We start from the raw sequence: 21964 nt of genomic DNA, 5'->3' as shown, positions 1-21964 counted from the left end.
TATCGCGGAAAAGAATAAGTAGATATGAAAAGTAAATCGAATAAAATTTTAGTTACCTCGCCATTAATGCCTAATATAGACCGATACAAAGAAATGCTTGATGAAATTTGGGCGTCTCGGTGGTTATCAAATGGTGGTTGCATGACCAAAGAATTGGAAAGACGGTTATGTTCCTATCTGGCAGTAGAAAACATTTCACTTTTCAACAACGGAACAATTGCACTAATGACGGCCATACAAAGTCTTCGGTTGCAGGGTGAGGTCATAACGACACCATTTTCATTTCCCGCCACAACCCATGTCTTAAATTGGAATGGAATAACCCCTGTTTTTTGTGATGTTTGTCCACATACATTAACTATTGATCCAAATAAAATCGAAGCGCTCATTACATCCAAAACTTCGGCCATCTTAGGAGTGCATGTTTATGGTATTCCCTGTTACGTTGAAGAAATCCAGCGTATAGCCGATGTTCATGGCTTGCGCGTCATTTATGACGCCGCGCATGCATTTGGTTGTGAAATAGATGGTAAGCCGATCAGTGATTTTGGTGATATATCTATGTTTAGTTTTCATCCAACTAAACTGTTTCATACGGCAGAGGGTGGAGCATTGGTGTTTGGAGATGTGAACCTAAAAGAGCGAATAGAGCTGCTAAAGAATTTCGGTATTAAAAATCAAGAAGAGGTGATTTTGCCTGGAATCAATGGAAAAATGAATGAGCTTTCTGCTGCCATGGGATTGTCAGTGCTGCCGCTTGTAAATAATGAGCGGGAAAGAAGGTCAGAAATTAGAGCATTATATACTGCTAATCTAGGTGGCATCCCGGGCTTACAGGTTTTAACAGTAGCAGATAACGTGAAGTCGAGTCAGCAGTATTTTGCTATTCGGATAACAGCTGAGGCTATAGTTAACCGAGATGACCTTTATGACGATTTAAAAGAGAATAATGTATTTCCTCGGAAGTACTTTTCCCCTTTGATAAGTAATTACCCTTGCTACTCAATGTTACCTACCGCGAGAGCCGAAGCGTTGCCCGTAGCGACTTTGGTCGAAAAGCAAGTACTTTGCTTACCATTCTATGGAGAGCTAAGTAATAGCGAAGTGCTTAAAATTTGTAAGATAGTCCGCAAATCATTGGGAGTCGAATAGGGTGGTGTCTGATCTTTTAGCACCAAACTGCGACGTCGGTTCTATAGCTGCTGTTTATTGCGAGGGCGTGAAGTTAGTTGGGCGGCTTCTAGGTTTTACTTACTTAGCCCAGAGCGATGATTTTGAACGACGTTTGCATAAGTCATTATTGGGGTTGGGTAATAATCCTTCTGCTGGAAACGTATACGGCATTCTGTATTCCTTTGAGTTTCAGTCCCCTGAGGAATTTCAACGATATATTGGTAAGAATTTCGATTGTTTTCAACAGTCTGCCCCAGTAAAAGGTTTGAAGGATTCAGTTGATTTTGATGGACGATTAAGGAGCTCTGCTTTAGAAGTGCTTTCGTTAAGCGATAACGATATCCGTAAAAAGTATTTCGATTTGTTTGATTTTAAAAGCGTTGATCTTTTGGATTTGGCAGCGAATGATTCTGCGTGTGTATTTCATAAGTTGAATCATGGCTATTGGGAATACCTACTGCTCATTTTTCTGGGGACAAATACTTATTCGAGATATAAGCTCCGTGAAGCCAAGTATGAGACCTTTAACAAGCGGTTGCGTCTTCCGGGTTATATTAGTGCCCTCTATCAGTCTCAGCGATCATTAATTAATGATCCAAATGATCAGTATTATTATGCAATCAGTTGCTCGGCAGGGATTCAGCCTATCGACAATTATATTGAAAAGGAGCTAACCGATGTGGCGCGAGGCGCTATGGCGGGGGCAATAGCTTATAGATCACTTTTCTCTGACACTGGTTCTAGCGTCTATGATGGCTATGCCGTGAAATCTCTATGTTACCGTGACCTACTTTTTGACTTCATAGACGTGCTTGCTCAGAGGTCAGACGCTTTAGTTTTCATTGTTCCGCAAACAATTAAAAACATTAGATTGGACTCTGTGTTGGTAAATCAATATGTTTTAGCAGTACCCAGGCATCACGTGCACGAGTATTGGCCATCAGTATTGGCGTTGTGTATTGGTTATATTGATCGATTAAGATCGCGCCATAACAAATTGACCGTCATAATGGAGTGTGGGGCATTTAGTGCGCTTCTTTCAGTTGCAATGAAAAAACTCAATGATGAACAAGTTGGAACTCAAGGCGGTTGGATTAAGAGTTTTGATTTAGGGAGAGTGTTGGATAGCTCAAATGAAACCGCGGTGAAGAGCCAGCGGTGGCTGAAGGGGAGTGGAGTAACTTGGCGAGTCCCATTTAAAATATAGGAGTTAAAGATGAGGCCGGTAATTCATGTTGGATTGGCCAAAGCGGCAAGTACTTTTTTGCAGCGGTCGATTTTTGCAAAGCATAGCAACGTAAATTACCTAGGAAAAGGGCATGTAGACCCAGATCTTAGGGCTGCCGTAACAAGGATGAGCAGACAGAATTCATTTTTCTACAGTGGCGAGGAGGTGGGGTCCGTTTTTAGAAACAAACTAATAGCTGATAGTGCTCGTGTTCCTATATTGTCTGAAGAGGATTTTTGTGGAATGCAGTTTGTTGATACTGCAATGATGGCCTCTAGAATTAAAGAGATTTTTAGTGGCGGTCGTATTATTCTAGTTACTAGGAACCAGCAAGATTGGGCTCAATCAAAGTATTTTTTTTACCTTGAAAACTTTAAACGAGAAGCGCTGTTCGGTCTGGACGCTATGCTTTCAGAAGATAATCTGCGCTGGGTTGGGTCCTATTTCGGTCCGTTTTTCCTCAATAAAATTGCGACACTTTATGAAAATTTATTTGGGAAGGAAAATTTGTTGGTAGTTCCTTATGAAAAGTTAAAGAATAATAGTGGCGAGTTTATACGGGAGGTTAGTCAGTTCTGCGATATTGACGCATCCGAAAGTATCAAATTAAAAAATGTGGGTGAGGGTAGGGCAGAGAATAAATTCAGGATCAGCCCCGCCAGGGCCCAATTTATACAGCAGTTAAGGTTTGTTATAACTAAGGACGCTCGTGGATTAGCAAGAAATTTGCTACCGATGATTGATCAGCGTCTACCTGTTGATCAGTTTATCTTGGCGGAGAAATATATTGAAAAAGGCGAATTTAACTATGAAGAATGGGCGCAATGGGGAAAGCGCAATGTTAAATACATACCTGATGATCGTGACGTCAATGGCCGTCCTGTCGAGCCTTTGGGACCAAAGGCAACAGCTAAAATACGGAACGTCGCTAGAGTAGAGAATGCTAGTCTAGAGCGAAAATACAACCTGGATCTTAAGCAACTCGGCTATATTTTGGATTAAACACTATGCGTAACGTAATAGTCCACTATCATATTTTTAAAAATGCAGGTACTACCTTCGATGGTCTGCTAAAAAGAAACTTTGGCCGCGCTTTCGTAGACCATCGTGAGGATGACAAAATGGTGGCAGGTGGAGCTCAGTATCTTGAAGAATTTATCAAGGGTAATGTCAAATTAAAGGCTATTTCCAGCCATCATATGGTCAGCCCATTGCCAGATATTGAGAATATTAATCTTCACCCAGTTTTTTTTCTTCGACATCCTATTGAGCGTGCACTATCAGTATACCTTTTTGAGAAAAAACAAATTTCTCAGTCCAAGGGAGCTCAAATGGCTAAAAAGCTCGATTTTAAGGCCTATGTGAAATGGCGTATGTTGCAGAATACACCTGGAGTTATACGAAATTATCAATTAAGAACAATGCTCGGTTTAACGGGGAAGCTTAATCGACAGGTTTTTGATGATGATCTTGAGCTGGCGCTTGGAAAAATTGAGAGCGGTTTGTTTCATGTGGGAGTTGTAGAAAAATTTGAGAGCTCCGTGAATAGTATCTTCACTGTTTTAGATCCCTACTTCTCTGGTTTAAATAGAAAGTTTAAACCTTTAAACGTTAACTCCAAAAATATAAAGAAACCTTTGAGTGAAAAACTTGTTGAAATTGAAGGGCTTTTGGGTGAAGAGATCGAGTTGCTATACCAAGAAAACGATTTGGATTTACGTCTTTGGGAGTCAATAATTGCCAAGTGTGAGTCGCATAGTGGCTAAACCAGACAGCTTGATTTCAGGGGCTTTATTTGGTCTGGCGCAGTATTATCGGTCGGTTAGGCGTATCTCTAGATTAAAGCCGACAAGCACTTTTTTCCTGGTGGCGCTTTCGTTGGTGTCCCAGCTGTCAATGCTTTTGGCTTATTTGTTGCCCATAAAGATTGTTTTAATGTTGGGGTCCGATAGGATTCCAAGGTTTTTCCCTGACTTTTTAAGGGAGATGGATAAGCAGAGTGCGATACTGCTTTTAAGTAGTTCGGCGCTAACTATGTTGTTGTTGAGTTTTCTAACTACTTGGTGTTCAAATAAATTAAAGCCAAAGGTGGTCAACGCATTGCTGTTGCAGAACCGAAAAACAATGATTTTCGGGCAGCAAAAAATAATAGCCGGCAGAATCTACGAAAGTCTCATAGATAGTCTCAGTGGTTTTTTGTTTTTTTGCCTTTCAATGACCATTATTTCGTTTTTGTATCGAGGTCTGTTTTGGTGTGTAATTTGTTATATCGTTTTATGCGCAGTTGTAATTTTTATTATTGGCAGTCAATCGTTAAAAAGTTCTACCTATTTAACAGATCAATTGCCAAAATTATTGGATTATCTGTCAATACTAGGGTTTCTAGTTGCATTTGGCTACATAGTTTTAGATTTTACTCTGCCTATTGATCCGCCTAGGTACTTCTTTGCTTTGATTGGACTTTTGTTTGCAAGGCAGGCGATGGGCTTATTTAGGTCTATTTTTGGATCGGTGAGATCGATTCACCTAAAGAGAAATGAAGTTAGCGCGTTGTTTTTTCCTGATGCGCCACCGTCCAATAAGTTTGTAATTGAGCGGCACGGTGTTGATAAGTTCTTAGCTCCCGGTTCTCGTAATCAATGGGTTATCCAGATACTGCGTGATTTAAGTTTAAATGTGCAGCAGGTATATACTATTAAATTACTTTCTGGATTTGGTAGTGGCTGCTATGCGCTTGATTGTAGAACAGATTGCGGTGAATTTCTTGTTAAACTGTACGATATAAAAAAAACCAGTTGGTTTGAGCAAGAGCGTTGTTTAATGACAACGGTTGAATTGGGGAAGCTTGCTTTACCATTTCTTGGATCAGCAGATTTAAATGGCTATAAGGTGAATGTTTTTTCGTCTTCTGACGTTGTAATACAACACTGCAATGTCAAAGATAGCAATGAAATAAAGCTTTCTGTATCGAAAATTAGGTTAAGCGACGATTTTTATCAAGATTATTTAAGTAATCATGCAGTACTTTGGAGGAGGTCAAGCATAGCGAGATATCATCATCTTGAGACTCTAGCGGACGAATTCGGAGCTAAAGGGTGGTGTGCTTTCGTTGAAAATTTTTCTGATATTCTGTTTAGGGTTGAGAGGCTTCCCCACAAATTATGCTTGAAAAAACAGTCTGTGGTCGGTCTCCACCCTTCTGAGCCTTTAAAGCTGGTGCACCCTGTCGGGTGGACTGTAGAGCCATTGGGGTTTCGATTAGATCGAGAGGCTAGCATCGATCTTTGTGTATCCTATTTGAAGACTATCGATGTCCAGCGTAAGATGGTTGGTAATGACGATATATGCAAAAGTATACTCTGCGCCAACTATTTATCATGGATAGAGGTCGATTATGACGCGGGCGAGTTTCTCAAATGTTTTTCACATATAGAGCGACTTATTAATTTGGTTTATCAGGTAAAGCACATATATCGTGAAAAAAATTGATTTATGCTACCTTCATATCGGTACAGAGAAGACCGGTACGACGAGTATTCAAAAAGCACTGGCCGATGGCCGCACAACGCTATTAGAAAATCACATTCTATATCCGGTCAGCTTGGGTGAGAGAAATCATGTTAAGTTAGCCTTGTCCTGTTACAAAGGCAATCGCCGTATTGATTTTTTTGAAAGGGTGTTGGCACAAAGTGATATGTCATTAGAGGACTTTAGGGACTCTATGGTTAAGGAGTTTCATGATGAGCTGGAAATGTATGAACTACGACAGGTGGTTATCTCTAACGAACATCTCTCCGCTGTGCTTAACGATTCTGTCAGTATTGAGGAATTGTTTAAGTTTCTTAATGATTATTTTCTAAGAATTATCGTAGTTGTCTACTTGAGGCGCCAGGATAGATTGGCGACTAGTTTGCACACAACGCGAATATTGTCAGGAAGTTCGCAGTTTGGAGACGTCTTTAGTCTTCAGGGGGGTGGGAGTAGATACGAGTATGCTAAGCTAATTAAATCGTATCAAGATATATTTGGTAAAGAAAATATCATCATTAGGCGTTACCAGGAGGGTGGTTTAGTACAAGGGGATTCCCTTCATGATTTTCTGTCAGTAACTTCATTAGATAAATATGTAGCCCCGGTTGGGTTAGTTAATGAAAATGCCTCACTAAGTGAAAAGGCTCAGGAATTTTTGGCGTATTTTAATAAAGAGATACCTAAATTTATAGATGGAATGCCAAATCCACTCTACGGTGATATCCAACGATTGCTAAGAGACTCATTTTCAGGGCCTGGTTTTTATCCAGCTATTAGCGAAGCTAAAGCTTTTTATAGCATATATTCTGAAGGCAATGAGTATATCCGTTCTGTTTACTTCCCTGAAGACGCTAGTCTCTTCAACGAAGATTTTACAATGTATAGAGAAAAGGGGGCGAATCGACTCTGCGTTGAAGACGCGATGAAGATTACAGCGTCAATATGGAGTCAATTGCATTTCGAAATGGAGGAAAAATTGGCGGCTGAAAAAGCTGAAGCTAAAGAGGTGGTAGTAAACGAGTCGCAACTGTGTAAAGAAGACAAAAGGAATATGCTCAAAAGGGTTGTTGATTTTATATTTCGTCGGAACTCGGACATCTAGGGTGATAAGTGTTTTGCAAATAATTTATTTTAAAGGCTGAGAGTGTGTGGGGTTGACTTCATGCCTTATGAATCTACGTGCTTTTAACAAAAATAACGTGGTGTAAATTAAAATGAAACTTGCAGTTATGCAGCCCTACTTATTTCCTTATCTTGGCTACTATCAGCTAGCTAATAGTTGTGATCTCTTTGTGTTTTATGATGACGTTAATTATATAAAGGGTGGCTTCATAAATAGAAATTACCTGCTGACAAATAATGGAGTTACGAGATTCACCTTGCCTATCACTAAGCAATCATCTTTTAAAAAGATAAATGAGCTAGAGTTTTCAGGTGATACAAAAAAAATTTTGAAGATGATTGCTCAGTCGTATTCAAAGCATCCATATTTTGACGATGTGTACCCAATCGTCGTTAATATCATTGAGCAAAAAGAGCGATTGGTTTCAAAAGTTTGCGCGTCCTCTATTATTGCCGTATTTCAATATTTAGAGATGGACCTTAACTGGGTCTACTCGTCAGAGTGTGATTATGAGCGATGTTTAGATCCACAGGATAGGATAGTTAAAATATGTGGCTCTTTTAAGGCAGATGCTTACATTAATTCCATCGGAGGGCGAAATTTATACGATCATGAAGGTTTTAAGAGGAATGGAATAGATTTACTTTTTCTCAATAAGTTCCAGAGAACATATGTACAGCAAAATGCTAAAGACGGCTTCGTTGATAATTTGTCTATCATTGACTTGTTAATGTCCTGTTCAAAGCGGGAGATAAAGTCTTTTTTAAATGGATATGAAGTATGCTAACAGCTATCTGTATGGTTATCCAATTAGGTGGGATTTATGTCCTATGAAGACTAATGAATTTTTTTCGAAAAATGAGTTCAGTTGTACTCGAATTCTAAGTGCGCTGGATAAGCTGGGTATAGAATATAAAACTACTGGCAAACTTAACGATGTAAAATTTGAATTTATGAGTTTGATGAATGTTGAGCAAGGGGGTGTGTACTATCTTGCGGGCGCTAAAGTAATGCCCGATAGCATCGCAAATTCAATCGTTATACATGATGGTTTGGCAGTATGTGATAATGCGGAATCTATTTTTCAAATAGTTGTTTCTGAACCCCAGCTAGTTTTTTATCGACTAATGCAGGAATTGGCTTATCAAAAATCTGACATTTTTGGTGTCCACCCTACCGCAATTGTTAGTCCTGCCGCTACAATCCATGATAGTGCGTATATTGGACCCTACTGTATAGTGGAGGAAGCTTTCATAGGTAAGAATGTAAAACTACATTCACATGTGGTTGTAAGAGATAGGGTCTACATCGATGATGACACATGTATAGAATCTCACTCGACATTAGGAGCCACAGGTGTTGCATGGGTTTGGGATCAAGTAAATCGTGTTCGAGTCAAGCAGCCTCAAATTGGATACACGTATATAGGTAAAAATGTATTCTTGGGGACAGATGTAACAATCGTCCGAGGTTCTGTGAACGAAAGTACAACTGTAGGTGCTGGTAGTGTAATAGCCCACGGAAGCAAAATAGGTCACGGAGCAAGATTAGGGGCTGAATGTCATTTCGCAAATAACGTATCGATTGCTGGTAATGTAGTGCTCGGTGATAGAACATTTATGGGGGCGGGCAGTGTAGTCCGTCCTCAGGTGAAAATCGCCGATGACTGTGTGATTGGTGCAGGCTCAGTGGTTGTTCACAATAATGAATCTTCTGGGACTCTCATGATAGGTGTGCCTGCAAAAATAAAAAAAATCGACAGTAACAATAGATTGAAAGGCGTACCAACTTCATTAACTCAGGAGAACTAACTATGAATTCTTTTATTTCAGAAACTGCTACCATTGCGACGGATGTCAAGATTGGCAGATTTTGTATTGTTGAGGACGGGGCGATTCTCGAAAGTGGAGTGTCAATAGAGGATTATTCCATGATTGGCGCAAATACAAAAATCGGTAAAGGTACGAGAATAGGCACCTACACAAAAGTAGGTGAGAGTGTGGTTATTGGCCAAAGTTGCTCATTCACGTCTTTTTGTGAAATCCGAGACAATTGTCAGTTGGGTGACCGTGTTATTATGGGTAGTCGTGGTACATTATCCGCTGGTACAGTTGTTGAAGATGATGTAGTAATGAAATATGCTTTTGTTGTGACAGATACGCCAGACCTTTCAAAAAATAACGAAAAATCTGTAGGTCGATTGAAGAAGGGCTCAAAGTTCGGTGCTAGTGTGGTGATTATGCCTGCAGTAACAGTAGGGGAAAACTCTGAAATTGGAGCCTGTTCGCAGGTTAGAAAGGATGTGCCGGATAATGAAGTGTGGTTTGGAATGCCGGCAAAGTTTTATAGGCCAACTAGATAGTTAGTGCTGCTGGCGTTTGGAGTTAGATTTCAATGCATAGGCTAGCTATTTTTTCTGTGCCGCGATCGGGCTCTTCTTGGCTAGGTGAAATATTGAACTCTTCACCAAATGTCCAGTATTTTTTCCAGCCACTATTCTCTTATGCGTTTAAAGATCGGTTGTCTAGTGATTCTTTTCCTAGTGATATCGATCTATTCTTCGATGAATTGGCTTTGACGAAAGACCATTTTATTCTTCAGTATAACCAAAGGTTACTCGGGTATAAACCAGTCTTTTCTAAGTCAAAAATTACTCATTTGGTGTTTAAAGAAGTTCGCTATCTCAATACGGTTCAAGCTTTGCTGCGCTCAAAGGTAAAGGTTATCTTTTTGGTGAGAGATCCTGTTTCTGTAATTAATAGTTGGGTTTCTGCGCCACGGGAATTTCGGCACGATTTGGGGTGGTCCGTTCAGGACGAATTCTACAACGCTCAAAGCAAGAATGAAGGCCGGGTAGAGAATTTTTTCGGCCTGAAGAAGTGGATAGAGGCAACAAAAATGATGGAGGAGTTGAGTGTAAGTTGGCCTAAATCAGTATGCGTTGTGAATTATAATAAATTGGTCGGTAATGCTGCTGTGGAGGTGGGCAGGATTTTTAGTTTCGCAGGCTTGAGCATGGGTGAGCAAAGTACTAATTATTTGTCACAAAAGTCACATCAAAACAATGAATATTCTGTCAATAAAATAAAATATGGTGGGGTAGAGCGTGGTGCACTATCGGATGACCTAGTTAAGGAAATTATTTGCGCGGTTAAAGCGGCGGGGTTGGAAGGCTATTTGCTCGACGTTTGATTTTTTTCGACTGGTTTATAGTTATATGTAGTTTCTGTTAACTATAAAAATATTAGATATCCGAGGTTTTGATTCTGTCAGTTAGTGTATCTGCTAGATCTTGATTCTTAAGTCTGTAGTGATTTTCATGCTCACCAGATTCTATTTAAGAAAGTTTTCAACCTCAACTTGCGCTTAATGGAGTCTCGGTAGTTGAGGCTGTAGTGATTGAAATTGACTCGTTTTTCTCTTAATTGAAAAGCTAGGGCAGCAATGATTTTCCTGTATTGAGATTTATGATTACAACTATTTTTAGCGCTCTAATCTTATTAGAGCGTTGTCTATTGCTGTTTCTAGGTCCGGTCTAAGCAAATCAACACCAGCGCCACTCAAGTGGTCGTCGTCTCGGTAAAAAGAGTTTTTGTCATCGTGTGTTATACAGCGATTTGGTATTTTGCTGTTACAGAAAACTCTACCAGGATATACCCTAAAGATATTATCATGTTGAATGTTGTCTAGCAGGAGATGAGCATCTTGCGTGCGTTCTAGATAAACCTTATATGAGGTGGTGATTGGCGTATTACTAAGTTTTTCCTGGAATTTAGGTATCGATTCGCTAGTTCTATACAATTCCATTAATTTTTTTGCAACGTTCCAGCCTACCTCTGGTATTGGGTAAATTAAAATAATTTTATTGCCTTTTTCTGCTAGTTCTAGTACGGATTCTTTAAGTGATTTTTTGTACGCGGCAATCCTTTCAGACTTAGTTCGTAGAGATTTTTTATGAGGTTGCATGACAGAAGATTTTCGACCTTCGTTTCCTCCTTCTTTATTATTAAAGCCGGTTTCTGACAGCCTAACCGGAAGTCTGGAGCCAATAACTATAATGGAGCCGGAATAAGAAAGTAGCGTGTTTCGGCGCTGCTGTTGATATTTGTTGTTACAGTTAGATATTTTTTGTGTTTTTCTGTGGACTCTATTTAGGCCTAGAACGTACTCACAGCTTCTTTCGTTCATCGATATGAAGTCCAAGCTACGTTGTTGAGCTATATCAAGCAGTGCGCGCTCAAAAGGCATCATATGGGAGTCACCGATTGAAATCAGTTTCGTTGTTGCGGGCGCGTTTTCATTGCAAGCTTCATTATTTGTGCACGCTCTAGAGTTAATTACGTTGATCTCTAGGTTTTGAATGATTAATGGAAGCCTGGATTTGATGCCATTGGACAAAATGGCATAGGCGCAGAAGGCCAGTATTAAAGCTACAGTAATGCCTGTGATGGTATAAAGATTTGGATTGGTTATGCGAGTTTTGTCGCGGAAAGGTTGCTCTATGTATTTATAGCTAATAATTGACGCAAGTGTTGTAAGTAATACCCATAGAGCTTTATCGATATAATCTGGCTGTGCGTCATAAATTAATCCAAATGCGAAAATGGGAAAGTGCCAAAGGTATAGTGAGTAAGAGATTAATCCGATTAGGGTTAGTGGTTTAAGCTCTAATAGGGTTTTTGTCCAGTTCTCGTTCTTGTTTATGTGGATAAGTAAAGCAGTTGCTAAAACCGGAAGTGCCGTGATACCTCCAGGGTGGGATGCATTGTATTCAATGTTTAGTAGGCTATAAACAAGGATTGAAAGTGCCGCTATCCCAAAAATGTTTCGAAGCAATCTAACGTTCATGCCTAGGTTTTTGTCCGCAGGAATAAAAACCAGAATTGCACCAACTAATAGTTCCCAAGCTCTTGTATAAAGCATGTAAAAAGACTGCGATTGGTCGTCTGCTGTTACATAGATGGCAGTTAAAAAACTTGCGAGAATTCCTATAGCGATTACAAAAATAGGTTTTCTTTTTAGTTTATATATTCCCAACAGTAGAAGGGGGAACAGAATATAGAATTGTTCTTCAACTGCTAGTGACCACGTATGCAGCAGCGGTTTGAAGTAGCCGGATTCAGCGCCATATTCTTGGAGGGTGCTATCCCAATAGAAATTCGATACAAAGGATGTAGAGGCTAGCATGGATTTTGCAAAATCTACCATGCTTTCCGGAGTTAGTAGCACGTAAGCAACCGCGATTGAGCATAAAAATACAAAGAATAGAGCTGGCGCTAGCCTTCGAAGTCTCCGGTTATAGAAGTTCAGTATGGAAATGGAGCCTGAATTTTCAAGTTCTGTTTTTAGAATACCGGTAATTAGGAAACCTGATATAACAAAAAAAATGTCTACGCCGAGATAGCCGCCCGCCAGAAGTTGTCCATTCCCAATATAGAGCTGAGCGTGATAAAGGATTACAGAGCTAACTGCAATAGTTCGCAGGCCGTCAATGTCTTTGCGATAATTTGTGTTTGTCATGGTTCTGCTTAGGTTTTTTAGTAATGGTGTGCATCAATTTTTAGCGGTAGCTTGCTCGATTATTAATATGTCTGTGTGGTCGAAGAGTATTAACGAAGTATCGAATCATGCTTTTTACGTGCCAGAGAAAGTGACGAATGCTTTTTAGTCTGCTTTTGTAGCCACCTTTGTGTACAACTTTATGCTTGTCAAGTAGTGTGGCAGTGTATCCTATTCGTGAGGCGCGTAAGCAAATGTCAACATCTTCATAATACATGAAATATCGTTCATCAAAGCCACCAAGCGCGGAATAAACCTCATCAAGAAATATAATAAATGCACCCGATAGCCAAATGCTTTCGGCTATTGGTTCGTTCGGCTTTTTTTTGTTGAAAATTAAGCGTGGAATAAGCTGAGGGATGGTAGGGTAGGCTCTTGCGTTGTCCTGAAGTGTAAGGTCTGAATTTATAAGTTGCGGGGAGGCAATGGGTGCCTGTATTTCTATAACATTGTTAAATATATCTTCTAATTGTTGTTGGCTGATCAAAATGTCTGGGTTGATACAGGCAAAATAGGATAGTTTAAATTTCGACTTGATTATTGCGTATGCAGTGTTATTGTTTTCGCCAAAGCCTTTGTGTGTGTTGTTGGGATGGTAAATAATACCCCAGGCTTTGCAGTATGTCTCCAGCTCTATCGTGGGTGTATTGTCTACTATAACTAATTTGAAGCCCTCCCAAAGGTGCGGTTTAAGCTCGCTAATTATTTCGTTTGTGTTGTTGTGTGAGACAATAGAAATGCCAATCATTGTGATGTTGTTAGCTGAATGAGTTTAATATTTGATAATTTGAATTCGCTTGGCTTAGTTGCCGGCCTTATAAGTAGTGTGGCTGGCACCTCATCAATAACAAAGTCAAAGCTGGCGTAAGTTGTGGTGGTTTTATTTATAGTGAATGACTTGGAGTTTTCTTTCAGGTATTTTGTGCCTGCGCCGATTTTTTTGTAATAAACAGTTACCCTTGAGGGTGATTTTTGATTGACGTTCATAGAGAACCGGTATGTGCCGGGGTTTTTAATAAGCGGTTTGGTGAATGTTAGGTTTGCTCTGCGATTTTTGACGGTTCCGGAAATTTCGCTCTTTGATATCTGAAGGTTTTTAATTGCCCTGTTAGCTTTGATCTTTTTTAGGGGTAATTTTATTGTTTGGGTTGAGGGTGCAACAGAAACTTGGTTTTTGTTAGAGTTAATTTCTGATTTGCTGCAAGCACTGGCAATGATTGTGATAAGTATGAATAATAGCGTAAGTTTCATATGCTAATGCCCGTTTTTGATTTAGCGATAGGTGGTAGTGTAGCTATAAAGCGATATGGGTACATTTAAGTAGTTTGTAAAGTATTTCAGTGGTTTCCTTGGCAGGTTTGCTGGCGCAATCTAGCGTTATTTCTGGATTGTCAGGCTTCTCGTACGGCGAGCTGATTCCAGTGAAATCTTTTATCTCACCAGCGATAGCTTTTTTGTAGAGTCCTTTTGGATCTCGCTCTTTGCACACCTCCAGTGGTGTGTTGACGAATACCTCGACAAATCTGCCACTTTCAAATAACTCGCGAGCGATTTTTCGATCATCACGGAAGGGCGAAATGAACGCCGTGATTACAATAAGTCCGGCATCAGTCATTAATTTGGCGACCTCAGCGACACGACGAATATTTTCGGTCCTATCGTCATCGCTCATTTTTAGGTCTTTGCAGAGGCCGTGGCGGACATTGTCACCATCCAAAAGCATTGTGTGATAGCCGTCAGCATTGAGTTTGTGTTCAAGCAGGTTTGCGATTGTGGATTTACCTGATCCGCTTAAGCCCGTAATCCAGATGCATGCCGCTTTTTGGTTTTTGATCTCGGCGCGCCGAGCCGGCGATACCAGTTGTTTGTGCCAGACGACTTCAGCGGCTGCACTATTTTCACGTTTTTGATAGGGGGATTTGTTGTCGGTCATAGTGTTTTTGTATTTTTAATCGCTTGCGGCTATATGATTATTCAAAACGGCCATATGAGGGGGGATAATACTACAGTTCCGATGGCACATAAAACGGTAATGGGTAGCCCTAGTTTGAAGTAATCCTTGAATTGGTAGCCGCCTGGTCCCTGGACCATTAGGTTAGTTTGATAGCCAATAGGCGTTAAAAAGCTGGCTGAAGCAGCGATCATGACGACTATTAAGAAGGGTTCGAAATTTACACCTAAAGTATTGGCTATGCTCGAAGAGATGGGAACCATAAGTATTGCGGCTGCATTATTTGTGACCAGTTCAGTTAAGATGTTGGTTGTGACGTATACCGATAGGAGTGCGACTAGCGGGTACCCTGATGCTAGGTAGATTAACGCCTCTCCTAGGCTTGCCGCTGCGCCAGTTTTGATGATGGCGGTGCCTAGCGCAAATGAGCATCCAATGACGCTAAGAACTGTCAAGTCGACGCTCCGTCTTGCAATGCTCGCTGTTACGCAACTCGTTGCTATCATGAGCCCAGCACCTAGCATGGCTGAAATCGCAATAGGAAATATGCTAAACGCGGACAATAGTATGACTAGAGCTAAAATTGAAATTGCTGTGGGGGCTTTTTGGTGATCGGTGCGTGTAGAATTGTTTAATCGAGAAACTAATAGGAAGTCTTTACGGTATTGGTATTGTTTTACAAAGTCATCCCCCGATTCAAGCAGCAAAGTGTCGCCCATCTCAAGTGTGATGTCGCCGATTTTTCCCGTTGCTTTTTTACCTTTTTTAGCGACAGCCAATACGATCGCATTATAGTTTGTTCGAAATGCCGATTCGCGAACCGATCTGCCCAAATACGGAAAATCATTGCTTAGTACTACCTCGCTTAGGCAGCGCTGTTTATTAGGAACAAAAAGCTTTTCGGACGCCCCTTCTGCTGGCTCGAGACCTCTAATGTTTCGCAGGTCCGAAGCGCACTCTGGTCCGCCAATAAATAATAAGACATCACCATCTTCTAGTACCATTTCAGGTGCCACACCTGATATTAGCTTCTGATTTCTTTCAATGTCGCTCAGGAAGCCATGTTTTAAATGACGTAGGCCGGCTTCTGAAATGGATTTTCCATCTAAACCTTGCCCGGGGATGACTTTGAAGGCTACGCGATATTGCCTCTCGATGGATTCGGGTGAGGTGAGGTCAGCAGAAGTGGGGAGTAGTTTTTTTGAAAAGAAAACTAAATAGAATGCTGCAATTGGAAGTAAAGGAGCGATTACCAGGGCTGGGGCGAAGAAATCTATCTTTATACCGTATTCACTTTCACCTAGGCCAGACACGATTAGGTTTGTGCTGGTTCCTATTAGTGTCAGCATTCCGCCTAATATCGTAATAAAGCTTAAAGGCATTAGAAATCGTGAATTGCTAAAGCCTAATTTTTTGGCCCATTGCTGCACTGTGGGAATAAACATTGCCATCACAGCAGTATTATTTAACACACTACTTAGCAAGCCTGCAGGCATTAGAAGTCGAAGCAGGGCTTTACGTTCGGTATTTGGGTTGCCCAGTAATAGATGCGAAATCCAATGCAGTGCACCGCAATCCTTTAACCCAGCAGCTATGACGTACAGTGAGGCGAGCGTAAAAATTACTGGGTGTGAAAAACCTAAAAATGCTTCAGCGGGTTCTATAACCCCGGTTAGGAGCAATGTTGTGACCGCGCCAAAAAATAAAACGTCAGTTGGATAGCGTGTAAACGCCAGCGCCCCAAAAAGGGCCGCTAAGGTTACGAAGGTGACTAGCATAAATTAAGTCGTTTTAGTTATTGGATATATGTTTGAAGGGGCTTCTTTGTTGTCTTCAACCGCAAGTGGGTGCTGATAGCCAGTTATCCGTGACAGTATTAACTGCTCAAGGACGGGAATATTTTTTTCGGATATGGCTTGCTCTAGCCTTGCAGGCAGGTCTGCACCTAGTGGCGCTCGTTCGGAGTGCGCGGTATCAATCCAAATTCGTGGGTGCTCCGTTCCGCTACATTGTTTTGTGAGCAGTAATTCCTCATAAAGTTTTTCGCCAGGCCGGAGGCCGACAATCTCGATTTTAGGGTGTGGTTTATTGTTGAGCGTGCCCCCAGAAAAGGAAAGTGCGATCATCTCCTTGGCTAAGTCAAGAATCCGCACGGGTTCGCCCATATCCAATACAAAGATATCGCCACCTTTACACATGGCACTAGCCTGAATAACCAATTGGGCTGATTCTTGTAGTGTCATGAAATAGCGCGTCACTTCAGGGTGCGTAACGGTAACCGGGCCACCGGCCGCAATTTGTTCGCGAAATTTAGGAATGACAGATCCTGAACTGTCGAGCACATTGCCGAAACGGACGGCAGAAAAACACGTGTTAGTGTTCTCTGGCGAGTATTGCAGAGACTGCAGGATAAGTTCCGCAAATCGCTTTGTCGCGCCCATTACATTAGTTGGCCGCACCGCTTTATCAGTTGAAATGAGGACGAAGTTTTCAACGTTATTTTCCATTGCCGATCTGGCGGCGAGCAAAGTGCCGTAAGCATTGTTTCGAATGCCTTCCCATACGTTTGCTTCAACCATTGGGACATGTTTGTATGCCGCAGCGTGGAAAATCGTTTGGGGGGATTGTTCCGCAATTGTGTCCCCGATGCTTTTTTCATTGCGAATGTCGCCAAGGACAAGCTTTATGAGCCCGTGATCCTTGTGGCAGCTAAGTTGTTCGTTCAGCTTGTATAAATTGTATTCACTGTTATCAAAAAGGATTAATTTTTTAGGGTTAAGTGCAAGCACCTGCTCAGATATTTGTGAGCCAATCGAGCCGCCGGCGCCAGTTACCATGACTACTTTATGTTCAACGTTTTTTGTGAGCAAGCGAGGAATCGGTGCAACGGGCTCTCTTCCAAGCACGTCACTTATTTTGACTTCGCGTAATACAGGGCTGCTAGCCTTTCCGTTGATTAATTCGCCAACTTTGGGGATTGTGGCAATTCTTAGATTAAATGGTGCGCAACTTTTAACAATGTCGGCTAAGCGTGTTTTGTCTTGCTCACCAATGGCCAAAAGTAACGTGGTCGGTTGAAAACGATCCACTAACTGGCCTAATTGTGATGGCGGATATACGTGAACTCCGCGAATGCTAGATTGTTGGAGTGTTCTTGAGTCGTCAATAAATGCAACGGGGTGATATTCGTCCCCCATTTGGAGTGACCAAGCAATCTGGCTGCCAGTTTCCCCTGCACCGTAAATTAATACTGGCTCTTTGTTGGTTGGGTTTAGCCAAAAAATGATACTGCGAAACAGTATTCGCGGCGCGCCAATAGTTATAAAAGCAACACAGCCATAAATTACCGGAACTGAGCGCGGCATGTTGCCACCCAGCATAAAGCTCGCGGCGGCCATAACCAAGGCCGATAAACATATCCCTAGGGCAATAGTTATAAAGGCGTCTTGCGTGACATAGCGCAACACAGCGCGATATAGCCCGAGTCGAATAAATACGAAAATAGTGGCTGCCGTGGCAATTGCCACGGCTAATAGGTCATATCCGCTATATTCATACCCCATCTTGCCCACGCGCAGAGCCCAAGCGGAAAGAAAGGATACATAAATTGCTAAAAGGTCGTAGGCTATGGATATCGACCTTTTAAACCAGCGGGGAGACTTCAGAAAATACTGAATCAACAGTGTCATCCTTTTAACTGATGAGTAGGGCGAGTTGGCGCCATTGGCTGTTCCTGCAGGCCTGCCTTGTAATACCAGCAGGCTATAAAGTGAACAGTTATAGCTGCAGTAAGGTAAATGATCCAGTGCCGTCCGTCGGCGTGGATCGCCCCAAAAGCGAGCGGCCATTGTACTAGGGTGCCGAGCAATACGTAAGTAGCAAGCGGCGCTTTGTGAGAAGAGGATTTACGCGCCATTTTTTGATAGTAGTGGAGGCGGTGTGCTTCCCATACGCGCTGTCGCGTCAGCAACCTGACGGCCAGCGTCCAGCTGGCGTCGGTGATAAAACCTGCCAATAGGATTACCCCTGCTGCAAGCTGCTGAAGAGAGTTGCTGGCGGTTAGCAGTATCAGGCCAAAAAACAAGCCAAGCACCGTGCTGCCTACGTCGCCCATAAAGATGCGAGCAGGGGGCCAGTTGAACATTAAAAAGGCCAGTAGGGCCGCACTAGACACTGCGAGCAGCATCAAGGTCTGGTCTGTGATTGACGGATGTATGAGCAGCAAGCCTAGGGTGAAAATTAACCCTTGAATACCGGCAATGCCGTCTGTTCCATCCATAAAGTTGTACAGATTAATCAACCACATCAGTGCCAGCACAATGAGTGGCCACACATAGGCGGGGACAGGGCTGTTTACTAAGAAGGGGATAGTTGCGGCACAGGCCGCAAAAAGTTGAACCAAAAGCCTGAGCTGTGGGCTGAGCGGTGCGGCATCGTCTCGCCAGCTGGTGTAGGCCAAGAGCGCGATACCCAGTGCGCCTCCGTAGTAGTCGTAGTTGTGTGTTGCGCCAAGCCAAAGGAGTGCGCCACAAGCACAGACGGCAATCCCCAGCCCACCGCCAGTGGGTGTGGGCTGGGTGTGCGAGCTCCGATGGTTGGGTGCGTCTAGCCGAGCTTTGCTCTTCACCCACAATGTGAGTGCCAGACTAGTAAGAAACGCGATGCTGGTGCCTATAAAAAGCATATAGGTATTGGTGTTCAACTCAGTCATTGGGCGTCCCGTGGTTGCCGTGGTGCCGCGTTGGGTGCCAGCCGGTTGCGGCCCATGAGTCTTGGGCGTCTACCTCTAGAGACTCCGTCAGTTTAGCGACTGGCCCCCTAAGCATTGGCAGGCGCGCCAGGAGTCGCCAAAGTGGCTGCGGCAGGCTGAAAAAACGACTCGGTAGGTTCTCAGCTTTTAATAGGCGCTTGATGGCATCCGTCGTGCTGAGTGCGTGTGGGTCGCTCACGAGCAGTGGCGGAAGCTGTGCTAAAACACGCTGTGTTGTAGCTAGGTGAATTAAAAACTCGCATAGCAGTTCAACGGACACCCAATGCCGTTTGTTGTGGAGCTTGTTTAGTGGGAGCGGGATGCCCGTTTTGGCCCAGCGCAGCAGAGCGGCTAGATTGCCTTTGGGCGTTTCGCCCCAAATTAACGGGGGTCGGACGATGATTAGTTCCGCCTGCTTATCGCTAAACAGGCTATTTAGTTGTTGTTCTGCCAGGAGCTTGGAGCGCCCGTAGTCATCTTGTGGATCGGGGGCAGATGCGTTGTTAAAAGGGGTGCCTGGCTCAGTTGTTTCGCCGAGCGCTTTTACCGAGCTGACGTATATGAACCGTTTTACATTGGCCGCCAGTGCTGCCTGTGCGATTTGCAGGGTGAGGTGTACGTTGGTCTCTTGGAATGCCTGCCAGCTATTCTGGCCTTGGGCGTGCGCTTTACCGATGAGGTGAATGAGCGAGTCAGCGCCCTCAAGCGCCGCCACAACCTGGTGGGTATCTTGAAAGCTTACCTTGTGGCAGTTGGCTTGTTCTGTTGCCTTGCGACACAGGCCGATCGCATCTAATCCCGCGAGCTGGAGCTGTGCCATTAAGTGGCGGCCCACAAAACCGTTGGCGCCGGTGACCGCAATCCGCATGAAAATAACCAAAGAATCAATAAGTTGGCGTATTGTACTCAAATATGAACAAACGTATAACTAGCCACCAACAATTGTGCGCGGACGGCCAATTGTAAATTTTGTTAACGACACAGTGGAAGTGGATAGTTATGCGACTAATACATCACGGCGCCAAAGCGGGCGTTACCGGTTCTTGCCATGAGCTTTTTGTGGCCGCAGGCCACTCTATCTTGGTGGATTGTGGGTTGTTTCAGGGCGAAGAGGGGGGCAGGCAGGCATCGGGTGACCTCGGTTTTGACGCATCCTCTGCCCAATGCCTTATCGTCACTCACTGCCATATAGACCACGTTGGCCGTATACCCGAGCTAATCGCGGCGGGCTTTAAGGGGCCAATTTATTGTACGCAGGCCACGGCGATATTGCTGCCTGAGGTTTTGGAGGATGCATTAAAGCTCGGCGTTACCCGGGATAGGGCGCGCATTGAACAGTTTCTAACGCAGCTAGACGATCAGTTGGTGCCCTTGGGCTATAGCGAATCTCGGCGGCTGTTAGAGTTTGCGCCAGCTGAGGTGATCCTGCGCTTTGAATGTGCCGGCCACATATTGGGGTCAGCCTATGCGTTGCTTGAGGTGCCGGCAGCAGTTTTATCGCCGCACGCAGAGGGGCGGGAGAGGGCAAGAATTCTATTCAGTGGTGATTTGGGGGCGCCGTTTACTCCCTTGCTCCCAGATCCTTCGGTGCCGCCCAAGGTTGATGTGTTAGTTGTTGAAAGTACCTACGGTAACCGAGAGCACGAAAATCGCGCAGCGCGACGAGACAGGCTTGAAGCTGTGGTGCGCAAAACGCTTAACAATGGCGGCGCCACCTTGATTCCAGCATTCAGTATCGGGCGCACCCAAGAATTATTGTACGAACTGGAAACCCTCTTTCAGTGCCTAGGCACAAACAAGAGTGGTGCCCTAGCGCGACTGCCGGTCATACTTGACTCCCCCATGGCAGCAAAATTTACCAGCGGTTATGCGCACCTGAAGTCACTGTGGGATGACGAAGCAAAGGCTCGATTGTCTGAGGGGCGCAACCCGCTTAACTTTGATAACTTGGTTATTATCGATAGTCATGAGCAGCACATGTCGCTGGTCAATCGGTTGGCGCAAAAGCACGATTCGGCCATCGTCATCGCCGCGTCTGGTATGTGTACCGGTGGGCGCATGTTGAACTATCTGAAGGCGCTGATCTCAGAGCCCAGCACCGATGTGGTATTTGTGGGCTATCAAGCGGAGGGCACAGTAGGGCGAGCGATTCAACGCTTCGGACCTGCTGGCGGGTGGGTTGACCTCGACGGCGAGCGCCACACAGTTCGCGCGGGTGTCTATACGCTTGGCGGCTATTCTGCCCACGCTGACCGGAAGGATCTGATGGCCTTTTGTAAAGCGGCCAATCCGGCCTATGTCCGAGTGGTGCACGGAGAGCCAAAGGTGCAGCGAGTTTTCGTGCGCGAGCTGAAGATATCTTTGGGTTGCCTTGGCGATGCGGCTAGCGATTTGCCAAGTGATTGAATGCACTAGAAGATCGCACCTAAGCTATTGATTTAGAAAAATCCTGTGGTAGAGTACGCGCCTCTTCAGGACTATAGCTCAGTTGGTTAGAGCGCTACCTTGACATGGTAGAGGTCCCCGGTTCGAATCCGGGTAGTCCTACCAGGATTTAAAGCAAAAAGGCCAGCCGAATAGGCTGGCTTTTTTGTTTTAGCCGCGCAGCGGCCGAACCGAGGTTCGACTCGCAGAGCCGCGACCAAAGGG

The 21964-nt window shown here is 43.5% G+C and carries 19 protein-coding genes and 1 tRNA gene; 12 read left to right on the top strand and 8 right to left on the bottom strand.

Annotation, left to right across the window (positions count from 1 at the left end; translation table 11 throughout):
• Nucleotides 1-24: 24 nt before the first annotated feature.
• From FHS30_RS07590 to FHS30_RS07545, 10 genes are all read left to right on the top strand, one after another.
• Entirely contained in the window at nucleotides 25-1152 is a 1128-nt protein-coding gene (locus FHS30_RS07590) for a DegT/DnrJ/EryC1/StrS family aminotransferase (protein ID WP_183909854.1), read from the top strand.
• Nucleotides 1153-1156: 4 nt separating this feature from the next.
• Nucleotides 1157-2380 carry a hypothetical protein gene (locus FHS30_RS07585; RefSeq protein ID WP_183909853.1) on the top strand — a complete coding sequence of 408 codons (1224 nt, stop codon included), beginning with the start codon at nucleotides 1157-1159 and terminating at the stop codon, nucleotides 2378-2380.
• A 9-nt stretch (nucleotides 2381-2389) separates the two neighbouring features.
• Nucleotides 2390-3403, top strand: a complete 1014-nt coding sequence (locus FHS30_RS07580; RefSeq protein ID WP_183909852.1) for a sulfotransferase domain-containing protein — start codon at nucleotides 2390-2392, stop codon at nucleotides 3401-3403.
• 5 nt (nucleotides 3404-3408) lie between these two features.
• Nucleotides 3409-4167, top strand: coding sequence for a sulfotransferase family 2 domain-containing protein (locus FHS30_RS07575; RefSeq protein WP_183909851.1), 759 nt, complete (start codon nucleotides 3409-3411; stop codon nucleotides 4165-4167).
• Nucleotides 4160-5890 carry a hypothetical protein gene (locus FHS30_RS07570; RefSeq protein WP_183909850.1) on the top strand — a complete coding sequence of 577 codons (1731 nt, stop codon included), beginning with the start codon at nucleotides 4160-4162 and terminating at the stop codon, nucleotides 5888-5890. The genes FHS30_RS07575 and FHS30_RS07570 overlap by 8 nt, the downstream gene beginning before the upstream one ends.
• Nucleotides 5877-7034, top strand: coding sequence for a hypothetical protein (locus FHS30_RS07565; RefSeq protein ID WP_183909849.1), 1158 nt, complete (start codon nucleotides 5877-5879; stop codon nucleotides 7032-7034). The genes FHS30_RS07570 and FHS30_RS07565 overlap by 14 nt, the downstream gene beginning before the upstream one ends.
• Nucleotides 7035-7146: 112 nt before the next feature.
• Nucleotides 7147-7842: a WbqC family protein gene (locus FHS30_RS07560; RefSeq protein WP_183909848.1), complete on the top strand. Its 696-nt coding sequence runs from the start codon at nucleotides 7147-7149 to the stop codon at nucleotides 7840-7842.
• A 43-nt stretch (nucleotides 7843-7885) separates the two neighbouring features.
• Nucleotides 7886-8866 carry a DapH/DapD/GlmU-related protein gene (locus FHS30_RS07555; protein WP_183909847.1) on the top strand — a complete coding sequence of 327 codons (981 nt, stop codon included), beginning with the start codon at nucleotides 7886-7888 and terminating at the stop codon, nucleotides 8864-8866.
• 2 nt (nucleotides 8867-8868) lie between these two features.
• Nucleotides 8869-9417, top strand: coding sequence for a transferase (locus FHS30_RS07550; protein WP_183909846.1), 549 nt, complete (start codon nucleotides 8869-8871; stop codon nucleotides 9415-9417).
• A gap of 32 nt (nucleotides 9418-9449) precedes the next feature.
• A complete protein-coding gene (locus FHS30_RS07545) occupies nucleotides 9450-10247 on the top strand; it encodes a sulfotransferase domain-containing protein (protein WP_183909845.1) in 798 nt (265 codons plus the stop codon).
• A gap of 291 nt (nucleotides 10248-10538) precedes the next feature.
• Here FHS30_RS07545 and FHS30_RS07540 read toward each other — a convergent pair whose 3' ends face one another.
• From FHS30_RS07540 to FHS30_RS07505, 8 genes are read right to left on the bottom strand one after another with little or no spacing between them, the layout of a single operon-like run.
• Nucleotides 10539-12575, bottom strand: a complete 2037-nt coding sequence (locus FHS30_RS07540) for an acyltransferase family protein (RefSeq protein WP_183909844.1) — start codon at nucleotides 12573-12575, stop codon at nucleotides 10539-10541.
• Between the two features lie 40 nt (nucleotides 12576-12615).
• Entirely contained in the window at nucleotides 12616-13362 is a 747-nt protein-coding gene (locus tag FHS30_RS07535; RefSeq protein ID WP_183909843.1) for a glycosyltransferase family 2 protein, read from the bottom strand.
• Entirely contained in the window at nucleotides 13359-13865 is a 507-nt protein-coding gene (locus FHS30_RS07530) for a hypothetical protein (protein ID WP_183909842.1), read from the bottom strand. Before FHS30_RS07530 ends, FHS30_RS07535 begins: the two co-directional genes overlap by 4 nt.
• A gap of 43 nt (nucleotides 13866-13908) precedes the next feature.
• Entirely contained in the window at nucleotides 13909-14547 is a 639-nt protein-coding gene (gene cysC, locus FHS30_RS07525) for an adenylyl-sulfate kinase (protein ID WP_183909841.1), read from the bottom strand.
• A gap of 41 nt (nucleotides 14548-14588) precedes the next feature.
• Nucleotides 14589-16343: an SLC13 family permease gene (locus FHS30_RS07520; RefSeq protein WP_183909840.1), complete on the bottom strand. Its 1755-nt coding sequence runs from the start codon at nucleotides 16341-16343 to the stop codon at nucleotides 14589-14591.
• A gap of 3 nt (nucleotides 16344-16346) precedes the next feature.
• Nucleotides 16347-18254, bottom strand: coding sequence for a polysaccharide biosynthesis protein (locus FHS30_RS07515; protein ID WP_183909839.1), 1908 nt, complete (start codon nucleotides 18252-18254; stop codon nucleotides 16347-16349).
• On the bottom strand, nucleotides 18251-19276 hold the full coding sequence (locus FHS30_RS07510; protein ID WP_183909838.1) for an MraY family glycosyltransferase: 1026 nt from the start codon (nucleotides 19274-19276) through the stop codon (nucleotides 18251-18253). Before FHS30_RS07510 ends, FHS30_RS07515 begins: the two co-directional genes overlap by 4 nt.
• Nucleotides 19269-20183: an NAD-dependent epimerase/dehydratase family protein gene (locus FHS30_RS07505; protein WP_183909837.1), complete on the bottom strand. Its 915-nt coding sequence runs from the start codon at nucleotides 20181-20183 to the stop codon at nucleotides 19269-19271. Before FHS30_RS07505 ends, FHS30_RS07510 begins: the two co-directional genes overlap by 8 nt.
• Before the next feature lie 191 nt (nucleotides 20184-20374).
• Between FHS30_RS07505 and FHS30_RS07500 the strand changes: the two genes are divergently transcribed.
• Both FHS30_RS07500 and FHS30_RS07495 read left to right on the top strand, forming a co-directional pair.
• Complete coding sequence (locus FHS30_RS07500) at nucleotides 20375-21721, top strand: MBL fold metallo-hydrolase RNA specificity domain-containing protein (RefSeq protein WP_425502357.1); 1347 nt, start codon at nucleotides 20375-20377, stop codon at nucleotides 21719-21721.
• Between the two features lie 67 nt (nucleotides 21722-21788).
• Nucleotides 21789-21865 (top strand) — tRNA-Val (locus FHS30_RS07495).
• Nucleotides 21866-21964: the final 99 nt, after the last annotated feature.

The sequence above is a fragment of the Simiduia aestuariiviva genome (assembly GCF_014192475.1).
Classification (GTDB): Bacteria; Pseudomonadota; Gammaproteobacteria; order Pseudomonadales; family Cellvibrionaceae; genus Simiduia; species Simiduia aestuariiviva.
This window is presented reverse-complemented; position numbering and strand designations above follow the sequence as displayed.

Bases quoted from the DNA above. Each gene is read 5' to 3' on its own strand.
- FHS30_RS07590 (WP_183909854.1), top strand. From the start codon at position 25: ATGAAAAGTAAATCGAATAAAATTTTAGTTACCTCGCCATTAATGCCT.
- FHS30_RS07580 (WP_183909852.1), top strand. From the start codon at position 2,390: ATGAGGCCGGTAATTCATGTTGGATTGGCCAAAGCGGCAAGTACTTTT.
- FHS30_RS07575 (WP_183909851.1), top strand. From the start codon at position 3,409: ATGCGTAACGTAATAGTCCACTATCATATTTTTAAAAATGCAGGTACT.
- FHS30_RS07560 (WP_183909848.1), top strand. From the start codon at position 7,147: ATGAAACTTGCAGTTATGCAGCCCTACTTATTTCCTTATCTTGGCTAC.
- FHS30_RS07555 (WP_183909847.1), top strand. From the start codon at position 7,886: ATGAAGACTAATGAATTTTTTTCGAAAAATGAGTTCAGTTGTACTCGA.
- FHS30_RS07550 (WP_183909846.1), top strand. From the start codon at position 8,869: ATGAATTCTTTTATTTCAGAAACTGCTACCATTGCGACGGATGTCAAG.
- FHS30_RS07545 (WP_183909845.1), top strand. From the start codon at position 9,450: ATGCATAGGCTAGCTATTTTTTCTGTGCCGCGATCGGGCTCTTCTTGG.
- FHS30_RS07540 (WP_183909844.1), bottom strand. From the start codon at position 12,575: ATGACAAACACAAATTATCGCAAAGACATTGACGGCCTGCGAACTATT.
- FHS30_RS07535 (WP_183909843.1), bottom strand. From the start codon at position 13,362: ATGATTGGCATTTCTATTGTCTCACACAACAACACAAACGAAATAATT.
- FHS30_RS07530 (WP_183909842.1), bottom strand. From the start codon at position 13,865: ATGAAACTTACGCTATTATTCATACTTATCACAATCATTGCCAGTGCT.
- cysC (WP_183909841.1), bottom strand. From the start codon at position 14,547: ATGACCGACAACAAATCCCCCTATCAAAAACGTGAAAATAGTGCAGCC.
- FHS30_RS07520 (WP_183909840.1), bottom strand. From the start codon at position 16,343: ATGCTAGTCACCTTCGTAACCTTAGCGGCCCTTTTTGGGGCGCTGGCG.
- FHS30_RS07515 (WP_183909839.1), bottom strand. From the start codon at position 18,254: ATGACACTGTTGATTCAGTATTTTCTGAAGTCTCCCCGCTGGTTTAAA.
- FHS30_RS07510 (WP_183909838.1), bottom strand. From the start codon at position 19,276: ATGACTGAGTTGAACACCAATACCTATATGCTTTTTATAGGCACCAGC.
- FHS30_RS07505 (WP_183909837.1), bottom strand. From the start codon at position 20,183: ATGCGGATTGCGGTCACCGGCGCCAACGGTTTTGTGGGCCGCCACTTA.